Below are 8,813 nucleotides of genomic sequence, written 5' to 3' on the forward strand. Positions count from 1 at the left end.
CCCAGAAGACCTGGAAGACCTGGAAAATCCAGGGGGTCGGGAAGATCTGAGGAGTCAGGAGAGCCGAGAGGGCTCGGAAACAACAGAAGGCCGAAAATTTCCTGAAAGCCCAGCCGGTCGGGAGGATCTGGAAAATGCGGCAGGACCGGCGGGCCGGCGACATCCGCTGAGCTCGCTAGGACCGCGGGCCCTGCGCGGCCCGGGTGGTCCGAGAAGCCCGGGGAGCCTGAAAGTCCCGGAAAGAATTACGGGGAGCCTGGGAAGAAGCATGCGAGGTACGAGGAGCCCCGCGGGCCCCGCGGGTGGAGCCCCGGCACGGGTGGCCGGGCCTCAGAAGCGGCCGGACGAGGTCGCGGCCATGTTCGACGGTGTCGCCCGGCGCTACGACCTGACCAACGCGGTGCTCTCGGCCGGTCTGGACCGCACCTGGCGCGGCGCCACCGCGGACGCCCTGGACCTGCGCCCGGGGCTGCGGGTACTGGATCTGGCCGCCGGCACCGGCACCTCGTCACGGGCGTTCGCCGCCCGGGGCGTCTCGGTCGTGGCCTGCGACTTCTCGCTGGGCATGCTCCGGGTCGGGCAGCAACGCCTGGGCCAGCGTCCGCCCGCGGCCAGCGGCGGCACAGTGACGCCGGTTCCCGGCGGTGGCACGGAGCCGGTTCCCGGCGGTGGGGCGCTGGCGCTGGTCGCCGGGGACGGGCTCGCGCTGCCGTTCGCGGCGGCGTCCTTCGACCGGGTGACGGTCTCGTTCGGCCTGCGCAACGTGGTCGACGTCGAGGCGTGCCTGGCGGAGCTGGCGCGGGTGACCCGTCCGGGCGGGCGCCTGGTGGTCTGCGAGTTCAGCCGCCCGACCTGGGCGCCGTGGCGCACGGTCTACACGGAGTACCTGATGCGGGCGCTGCCCGGCCTCGCCCGGCTGGTCAGCAGCAGCCCGGACGCGTACGTCTACCTGGCCGAGTCGATCCGGGCCTGGCCGGACCAGGCGGCCCTGGCCGACCGCATCGCCGGCGCGGGCTGGACCAGGGTGGGCTGGCGTAACCTCACCGGCGGCATCGTGGCCCTGCACCGGGCCTGGCGCCCGGCCTGACCGCCCCGTTGGCCGGGCCGGCCGGCCCGTTGACCGGGCTGGCCGGCGGCGGCCCCGGCGCGACCGGGGCCGAGAGGCCGGGCGGACCGGCTGATCGGACGGGCCGGGCGGCTGGCCGGAGCCGGCGGTCGGATCAGGTGGTCGGATCAGGCGGTCGGATCAGGTGGTCGGATCAGGCGGTCGGTTCGGGTGGCTGGACCAGGTGGCCGGGTTGGACGGGCGGGCCGGGTGGTCAGGTTGGGATGTGGGCGTCCAGCCAGGTCAGGGTGCGGGCCCAGGCGTCCTCGGCGGCGGCGGCGTTGTACACGGCGGGCCGGGCGTCGCAGTGGAACCCGTGCTCGGCGTCCGGGTAGCGGACGACCTGCGTGGGCACGGCGGCGTCCCGCGCGGCCGACCGGAAGGCCTCGACCTGCTCCACCGGGATGCCCTGGTCACGGTCGCCGAACAGGCCCAGCCACGGGGCCTGCAGGCGGGGCGCGATCTCGATCAGGGGTGCCTCGCCGAACCTGCCCTCGGCGAGCCCGCCGCCGTAGAAACTCACGGCGGCCCCGAGCGGGCGGTGGACGGCCGCGATGGTGGCGACCGACCCGCCCATGCAGAAGCCGACCACCGCGATGCGGCCGACGGCGGTCCCCTCGTCGGCGAGCAGGGCCATGCTTGCGTCGACGTCCTCCAGGATGTCGAGGCTGTTGAGCGTCCCCATGGCCTGCCGGACCACGGTGAAGTCCCCGCCGTAGGGGAAGACCGGCGAGCCCACCCGGTGGAAGAGGGCCGGCGCGATGGCGCGCCAGCCGGCGGTGGCGAACCGGTCGCACACGTCCACGATGTGGTCGGTGAGCCCGAACGCCTCCTGGACGACGACGACCCCGCCTCGAGGCCTGCCGGCCGGGTGGGCGACGGCGGCCTGCATGGGCCCGTCCGCGGTGGACAGCGTCACGGTCTCGCGGCTCATCTGTGCTCTGCTCCTGTCCGGTGCATCCGGTGTGGGTACGGCTCTACGAGAGGATCGCATCAGGGACGGCGCGGCCCATGCTCCGTAGTACCCCAGCGTGCGGGATCAATCACTGTCGTTCCGGCACATCCACGGCCGTCCGGTGCGGCGTCCACCATTCGGTGGGTGATCCGGGCAGACCGGCCGGCCGGTCTGTGGCGGCCTGTCAGCCGGGCCGCTCGCGGGCACGTGTGGGCACGTGTGGGCGCGTGGGGCGTGACGGCCTGCCGACTCCGTGCGCCCGGCGAGGGCGGGAGCGTACGGCCCGGTGCCGGTCGGCCATGCTGGCCGTCGTGCCATGACCGTCGTGCCATGACTTTGCCGGTCGTGCCATGGCCGTCGTGCCATGACTTTGCCGGTCGTGCCGATCGTCGGCCGTGATTGTCACGCAGAGCCGAATATACGTTATGTCCGATAAAAGGAGTGTTTCACATGACTACTTTCAGTGAATATTGACTGCTGTTGTCCGTTGTTTGTTCGCTGTTTGGCTGATGTCGTCCGTATGTGCCAGCCGGACGGTGCGACGCGGAGGCCGGTGCGATCCCGGCGCCTGTGCCGCCGACGGGCGCAGGGCCTAGACTCGCCGTTGCGCTCGTGAAAACCTTCACGAGCGGCGGCAGCGCAGCACGCGGGAATACGACCGGCGATCCGGAGATGTGTGATCATGACAGCGGTCCAGGCCGAGCATGCCGATGTCATAGTCGTCGGCGCCGGCCCCGGCGGGTCGGCGGCCGCCTGTCACCTGGCCCGGACCGGGCTCGCCGTCATCCTGCTGGAAAAGACCCGCTTCCCCCGGGAGAAGGTCTGCGGTGACGGGCTGACCCCCCGTGCCGTGCGCAGCCTCATCGAGATGGGCATCGACACCGGCAGCGACGCCGACATGGGCGCTGGTCCTGATACCGGCACCGGCACGGCAGCGGGCGCCGGTGCCGTCGCGGGCCCGGCGGCCGGCGCGGCCGGCGCCGCCAGCACCGTCGGCGTGGCCGGCACGGCCAGTACAACCGGCGCAGCCGGTACAACTGGCACGGCCGGCACGGCCGGCACGGCCGGTACGGCCGGCGCAGCCGGTACGGCCCAGGCCGGCTCCGGCTGGGCCCGCAACCGAGGCCTGCGTGTCATCGGCGGCGGGCTGCGGCTCGAGCTGCCCTGGCCGGAGCTGGCGAACTGGCCGGACTACGGCCTGGTCCGGCCCCGTCTCGACTTCGACGAGCTGCTCGCCCGGCACGCCGAGAAGGCCGGCGCCCAGCTACGGGAGGAGACCACCGTCACCGGCCCGATCCGCGACGAGCGCACCGGACGGGTCGTCGGGGTGAAGGCCAGGGCGTCGCGCGGTGGGCAGCCGCTGGCCTTCCGCGCCCCACTGGTGATCGCCGCGGACGGGAACAGCGCGCGGATGGCGCTGTCGCTGGACATCCGCCGCCGGGAGGATCGTCCGCTGGGGGTGGCAGTGCGCCAGTACTACCGCAGCCCCCGCACCCATGACGACTACCTGGAGTCCCACCTGGAGCTGTGGGAGGGCAGGCCGGGCGCGTCCCGGCTGCTGCCCGGCTACGGATGGATCTTCGGGGTGGGCGACGGGACGAGCAACGTCGGGCTCGGCATGCTCAACACCAGCAGCGCCTTCCAGCACACGGACTACCGGGACCTGCTACGGCGGTGGCTCGACGCGCTGCCGCCGCAGTGGGGTTTCACCGCGGAGAACGCGGTCGGGCCGGTCCGCGGCGGCGCCCTGCCGATGGCCTTCAACCGGGCGCCGCACTACCGCGACGGCCTGCTGCTGGTCGGGGACGCCGGCGGGACGGTCAACCCGTTCAACGGCGAGGGGATCGCCTACGCGATGGAGTCCGGACGGCTCGCGGCCGAAGTGGCCGTCCAGGCGCTGGCCCGCTCGCGGGGGCCGGCCCGGGAACGGGCGCTGCAGGCGTACCCGGACGTTCTCCGGCAACGCTACGGCGGCTACTACACACTCGGGCGGGTGTTCGTCGAACTGATCGGGAACCCGTCCGTCATGCGGATACTGACCCGCTACGGGCTGCCGCGACCGACGCTCATGCGCTTCACCCTGAAGCTGCTGGCGAATCTCACCGACCCGCGAGGGGGTGATGCGCTGGACCGCCTGATCAACGCTATGTCCCGGCTCGCGCCCGCGACCTGAAGCGGTCTTCGGTGGATGGTGGCGGCACCGGCGGAACGCAGGCCCCGGTCTTCCGGCGCACGGCCCGCGCCCGGTGAGCCAGCCGGCGGACGCCTCGACAGCATCGGTTTGTGGTCAGACATGCGGCGGGTGTGCATGGACGCCCACTCGTCCCGGGGGCCAACGGCAGCCCGATCATGCTTTTTCCGCCCGCCGGATCGCCGCCGGGAAACCGGTCCGCGCGTCTGGGGCGGGCGTCGCGTAGGCTCCCTGGCGGCACCCGGCCACCGGAGTCGGGACAGCCGGTGACCGTGATCGGTGTCGGCGCCATGAGCCGGCCGTCCTCGCCGCGCCAGCCGCGCCAGCCGTGTCCCGGCGGCCGGTCGTGTCCCGGCGGCCGGCGGTGAGCCCGCGGCCGCGAACCGGGACAGCGAGCCGGGAACCGCCAACCGAGAACTGCCAACCGAGAACCGCCAACCGAAAACCGCCACGTCCCGCATCGGACCTGTAGAGAGGAGCTCGGCATGCTGTCGAACTACGTGCCGATCCTCGTGCTTTTAGTGATCGCGTCGGCGTTCGCGATCGGATCTGTGATCACGGGCGCGCTGGTCGGCCCGAAGAGGTACAACCGTGCCAAGCTCGACGCGTACGAGTGCGGAATCGAACCGCCGCGCGAGCCGGTTGGCCCACATCGTTTTCCGGTGAAGTTCTACCTGACGGCGATGCTGTTCATCGTCTTCGACATCGAGATCATCTTCCTCTATCCGTGGGCGGTCGCGTTCGGCGCACTGGGGACCTTCGGGCTCGTCGAGATGGTGCTGTTCATCGCGACCGTTTTCGTCGCCTACGCCTACGTGTGGCGGCGGGGAGGCCTGGAATGGGACTAGAAGAGAAGCTGCCCGGCGGCCTGCTGCTCACCACCGTCGAGAAGATGGCCAACTGGTCACGGCGGTCCTCCCTGTGGCCGGCCACGTTCGGCCTGGCCTGCTGCGCGATCGAGATGATGTCGACCGGCGCCGGCCGCTACGACCTCGCCCGGTTCGGGATGGAGGTGTTCCGGGCCAGCCCCCGGCAGGCCGATCTCATGATTGTCGCGGGCCGGGTGAGCCAGAAGATGGCCCCGGTGCTGCGCCAGATCTACGACCAGATGCCCGAGCCCAAGTGGGTGCTGTCCATGGGCGTCTGCGCGAGCAGCGGCGGGATGTTCAACAACTACGCCATCGTGCAGGGCGTTGACCACATCGTCCCGGTGGACATGTACCTGCCGGGCTGCCCGCCGCGGCCGGAGATGCTCATGGACGCGATCCTGAAGCTGCACGAGAAGATCCTGGCCGGCACGGTCACCGGCAAGGTCGCCTACACGAAGGTGGGCGAGTCGCCCTACCCGAAGCCGATCGAGGTGGCCACGGCGCGCGCGGGCCTGCCGGCCGGCGCTGTCGACACCAACACGCTGTCGGTCAACGACCGCAAGCGGTTCCGCCTGCCGGCGGGTGCCCCGGCGCCGGCCGGGGCCGGCGTGGTCGAGCCGTCCCTCGACGACCGGCGGCCGGCCGCCGTCCCCCCGGGCTCGGTCTTCGGCCGGGCCAAGCGCCTGCCGTCGGCCGGTGGGCCGACCGGATCAGCCGGGCCAGCCGGGCCAGCCGGGCCAGCCGGCCGGCGCGCCGGGGACGACGATTCCACCGGTGAGGCGGCGTCATGAGCGAGCTCGTACCGGCGGCCGGCGCGGCGTCGGGCAAGGGCGGGCCGCGCCGGCAGGACGCCTTCGGCGCCGCCGGCTCCGGTGACACCTCCGGCTTCGGCGGCCTGGTCCGCAACCCGCCGGCGCTCACCTCGAGCTCTCGGCCGTTCGCCGACGCCGACGCCGACGCCGTCTACGACGCCCTCGAGCGTGCCTTCCCGCAGCTCACCGACGCGCTCGAACGGGTGGTCGTCGACCGCGGGGAGCTGACCCTGCACGTCCGGCGCGACCATCTGCCCGCGGTCGCCCAGACCCTGCGGGACGACCCGCAGCTGCGCTTCGAGCTGCTCTCCAGCGTCTCCGGCGCGGACTATCCCGAGGACCCGACCGGACGCCGGCTGCACGCCGTCTACCACCTGACGTCGATGACCTGGCGCCGCCGCGTCCGGCTGGAGGTCTCGGTGGCCGACGACGACCCGGCCGTCCCCAGCGTCATGGATGTCTGGCCGACCGCGGACTGGCACGAGCGGGAGGCCTACGACCTGTTCGGCATCGTCTTCTCCGGCCGGGACGGCCTGGAGCGGATCATGATGCCGGACGACTGGGTCGGCCACCCGCAGCGCAAGGACTACCCGCTCGGCGGCGTGCCGGTCGACTACAAGGGCGCCCAGGTACCGGCCCCGGACAGCCGCCGGAGCTATTCATGACCAGCCTGTCCGGTACAGCCGGTACGAGTGCGCTGTCCGGCATGAGCGCCGTGGCCGGTGGCCCGCGGCGGCGTTCCACCCCGTGTCGTCTTTGTCTACGAGGTTCGTTATGACCCACACGTTCGACACGTCAGCCGCGTTCACCGCCGCGGCCGGCCCCACCACATCCGCCGGACCGCCCGTCGACGCTCCCGGACAGAACAACGCTCCTGAGTACGACGACGCTCCCGGATACGGCGACGCCTACGAGGCCGGCTTCACCGAGTCGGCGGGGGAGCGGGTCTACACTGTCACCGGCGGTGACTGGGAGCAGGTGATCGGCGGCGAGGACTACTCCGAGCGCCTCACCGTCAACATGGGCCCCCAGCACCCGTCCACGCACGGGGTGCTGCGGCTCGTCCTGGAGATCGAGGGCGAGACGGTCACCCGGACCCAGGTCGTCATCGGCTACCTGCACACCGGGATCGAGAAGAGCTGCGAGTTCCGCACCTGGACGCAGGCGGTCACCTTCCTCACCCGCGCCGACTACCTCGCGCCGCTGTTCAACGAGACGGCCTACTGCCTGGCGGTGGAGAAGCTGCTCGGCATCACCGACGAGGTCCCCGAGCGGGCCACGGTCATCCGGGTGCTGGTGATGGAGCTGCAGCGGATCGCCTCGCACCTGGTGTGGCTGGCCACCGGCGCCATGGAGATCGGGGCCACCACCGGGATGATCTTCGGCTTCCGGGAGCGGGAGAAGATCCTCGATCTCCTGGAGACGATCACCGGGCTGCGGATGAACCACGCCTACGTCCGTCCCGGCGGGCTGGCCCAGGACCTTCCGGACGACGTCATCCGCGACATCCAGGCGTTCCTCGTCGACATGCCCAAACGGATCAAGGAGTATCACGCCCTGCTGTCGGGGCAGCCGATCTGGAAGGGCCGCATGGTCGATGTCAACTACATCGACGCGGCCAGCTGCATCGCGCTCGGCGTGACCGGCCCGGTGCTGCGTGCCGCCGGGCTGGAGTGGGACCTGCGCAAGACCATCCCGTACTGCGGCTACGAGACCTACGAGTTCGAGGTCCCCACCTCGCTGGACGGCGACTCCTACGCCCGCTACCTGGTGCGGCTGGCGGAGATGGGCGAGTCATTGAAGATCGTTGAGCAGTGCCTGGACCGGCTGAAGCCCGGCCCGGTGATGGTCGCGGACAAGAAGATCGCCTGGCCGGCCCAGCTGTCGATCGGCAGCGACGGGATGGGCAACTCCCTCGACCACATCCGTACGATCATGGGCACCTCGATGGAGGCCCTGATCCATCACTTCAAGCTGGTCACCGAGGGCTTCCGGGTGCCGGCCGGGCAGGTGTACACGGCCGTGGAGTCGCCCCGCGGCGAGCTGGGCTACCACGTGGTCAGCGACGGCGGCACCAGGCCGTCCCGCGTCCACGTCCGGGAACCAAGCTTCGTCAACCTGCAGGCGGTCCCGGCGATGACCGAAGGCGGGCAGGTCGCGGACGTGATCGTCGGCGTGGCCTCCGTCGACCCAGTCCTGGGGGGAGTTGACCGGTAGTGCCGCTCACCGAAGAAACCCGCGCCGCGGCAGCGGACATCATCGCACAGTACCCGGCCGGGCACTCCCGGTCGGCACTGCTGCCCCTGCTGCACCTCGTGCAGGCCGAGGACGGCTGCGTCACCGCCGAGGGGGTGGAGTTCTGCGCCTCCGCGCTCGGCATCACCCATGCCGAGGTCAGCGCGGTCGCCACCTTCTACACGATGTACAAGCGCCGGCCCGTCGGCGACTGGCTGGTGTCGGTGTGCACCAACCTCTCCTGCGCGCTGCTCGGCGGCGAGGAGGTCTACGCCCGCCTCTCGCGGGAGCTCGGGGTCGGGCACGACCAGACCACCGCGGACGGCACGATCACCCTCGAGCACGCCGAGTGCCTGGCCGCGTGCGACTACGCGCCGGTGCTGACCGTCAACTACGAGTTCTTCGACCAGGTCGACCCGCAGTCCGCGAGCGAGATCGTGGAGGCGCTGCGCCGCGGCGAGCGGCCGGCCCCGACCCGGGGCGCGCCGCTGTGCACGTTCGCCGAGGCGTCCCGGCAGCTCGCCGGCCTCCCCGACCCGAGGCCCGAGGCGGCCGCCGGCCCGGGCGTGGGTGACCCGTCCATCGCCGGGCTGCTGGTCACGGACACCGCCGACGCCACGGTCGCCGGCCCGGCCGGCGGCGCCCC

General features: G+C 72.0%; 8 protein-coding genes. 7 read left to right on the plus strand and 1 reads right to left on the minus strand.

Annotated features, from left to right (window positions below; translation table 11 throughout):
* Nucleotides 1-268: 268 nt before the first annotated feature.
* Nucleotides 269-1,087: a demethylmenaquinone methyltransferase gene (locus tag AC5LUJ_RS01515; protein ID WP_445548776.1), complete on the plus strand. Its 819-nt coding sequence runs from the start codon at nucleotides 269-271 to the stop codon at nucleotides 1,085-1,087.
* 232 nt (nucleotides 1,088-1,319) lie between these two features.
* Here AC5LUJ_RS01515 and AC5LUJ_RS01520 read toward each other — a convergent pair whose 3' ends face one another.
* Nucleotides 1,320-2,039: a dienelactone hydrolase family protein gene (locus AC5LUJ_RS01520; RefSeq protein ID WP_250286193.1), complete on the minus strand. Its 720-nt coding sequence runs from the start codon at nucleotides 2,037-2,039 to the stop codon at nucleotides 1,320-1,322.
* Nucleotides 2,040-2,742: 703 nt separating this feature from the next.
* On the opposite strand from AC5LUJ_RS01520, the gene AC5LUJ_RS01525 reads away from it, so the two are divergent.
* The 6 genes from AC5LUJ_RS01525 to nuoE form a co-directional block, all read left to right on the plus strand.
* On the plus strand, nucleotides 2,743-4,233 hold the full coding sequence (locus AC5LUJ_RS01525) for a geranylgeranyl reductase family protein (protein ID WP_493464354.1): 1,491 nt from the start codon (nucleotides 2,743-2,745) through the stop codon (nucleotides 4,231-4,233).
* Nucleotides 4,234-4,736: 503 nt separating this feature from the next.
* On the plus strand, nucleotides 4,737-5,099 hold the full coding sequence (locus AC5LUJ_RS01530; protein ID WP_013875158.1) for an NADH-quinone oxidoreductase subunit A: 363 nt from the start codon (nucleotides 4,737-4,739) through the stop codon (nucleotides 5,097-5,099).
* Nucleotides 5,090-5,911: a NuoB/complex I 20 kDa subunit family protein gene (locus AC5LUJ_RS01535; RefSeq protein WP_493464355.1), complete on the plus strand. Its 822-nt coding sequence runs from the start codon at nucleotides 5,090-5,092 to the stop codon at nucleotides 5,909-5,911. Before AC5LUJ_RS01530 ends, AC5LUJ_RS01535 begins: the two co-directional genes overlap by 10 nt.
* Nucleotides 5,908-6,597, plus strand: coding sequence for an NADH-quinone oxidoreductase subunit C (locus AC5LUJ_RS01540; RefSeq protein ID WP_250286189.1), 690 nt, complete (start codon nucleotides 5,908-5,910; stop codon nucleotides 6,595-6,597). The genes AC5LUJ_RS01535 and AC5LUJ_RS01540 overlap by 4 nt, the downstream gene beginning before the upstream one ends.
* A gap of 109 nt (nucleotides 6,598-6,706) precedes the next feature.
* Nucleotides 6,707-8,149, plus strand: a complete 1,443-nt coding sequence (locus AC5LUJ_RS01545) for an NADH-quinone oxidoreductase subunit D (protein WP_493464356.1) — start codon at nucleotides 6,707-6,709, stop codon at nucleotides 8,147-8,149.
* The coding region (gene nuoE / locus AC5LUJ_RS01550; protein WP_493464357.1) for an NADH-quinone oxidoreductase subunit NuoE at nucleotides 8,149-8,813 on the plus strand (665 nt) is incomplete at its 3' end. The genes AC5LUJ_RS01545 and nuoE, both read left to right, overlap by 1 nt.

Source organism: Protofrankia sp. CiP1_Cm_nod3 (genome assembly GCF_982290655.1).

Coding starts and splice junctions, on each gene's coding strand:
- AC5LUJ_RS01515 (WP_445548776.1), top strand. CDS start 269: ATGCGAGGTACGAGGAGCCCCGCGGGCCCCGCGGGTGGAGCCCCGGCA.
- AC5LUJ_RS01520 (WP_250286193.1), bottom strand. CDS start 2,039: ATGAGCCGCGAGACCGTGACGCTGTCCACCGCGGACGGGCCCATGCAG.
- AC5LUJ_RS01525 (WP_493464354.1), top strand. CDS start 2,743: ATGACAGCGGTCCAGGCCGAGCATGCCGATGTCATAGTCGTCGGCGCC.
- AC5LUJ_RS01530 (WP_013875158.1), top strand. CDS start 4,737: ATGCTGTCGAACTACGTGCCGATCCTCGTGCTTTTAGTGATCGCGTCG.
- AC5LUJ_RS01535 (WP_493464355.1), top strand. CDS start 5,090: ATGGGACTAGAAGAGAAGCTGCCCGGCGGCCTGCTGCTCACCACCGTC.
- AC5LUJ_RS01540 (WP_250286189.1), top strand. CDS start 5,908: ATGAGCGAGCTCGTACCGGCGGCCGGCGCGGCGTCGGGCAAGGGCGGG.
- AC5LUJ_RS01545 (WP_493464356.1), top strand. CDS start 6,707: ATGACCCACACGTTCGACACGTCAGCCGCGTTCACCGCCGCGGCCGGC.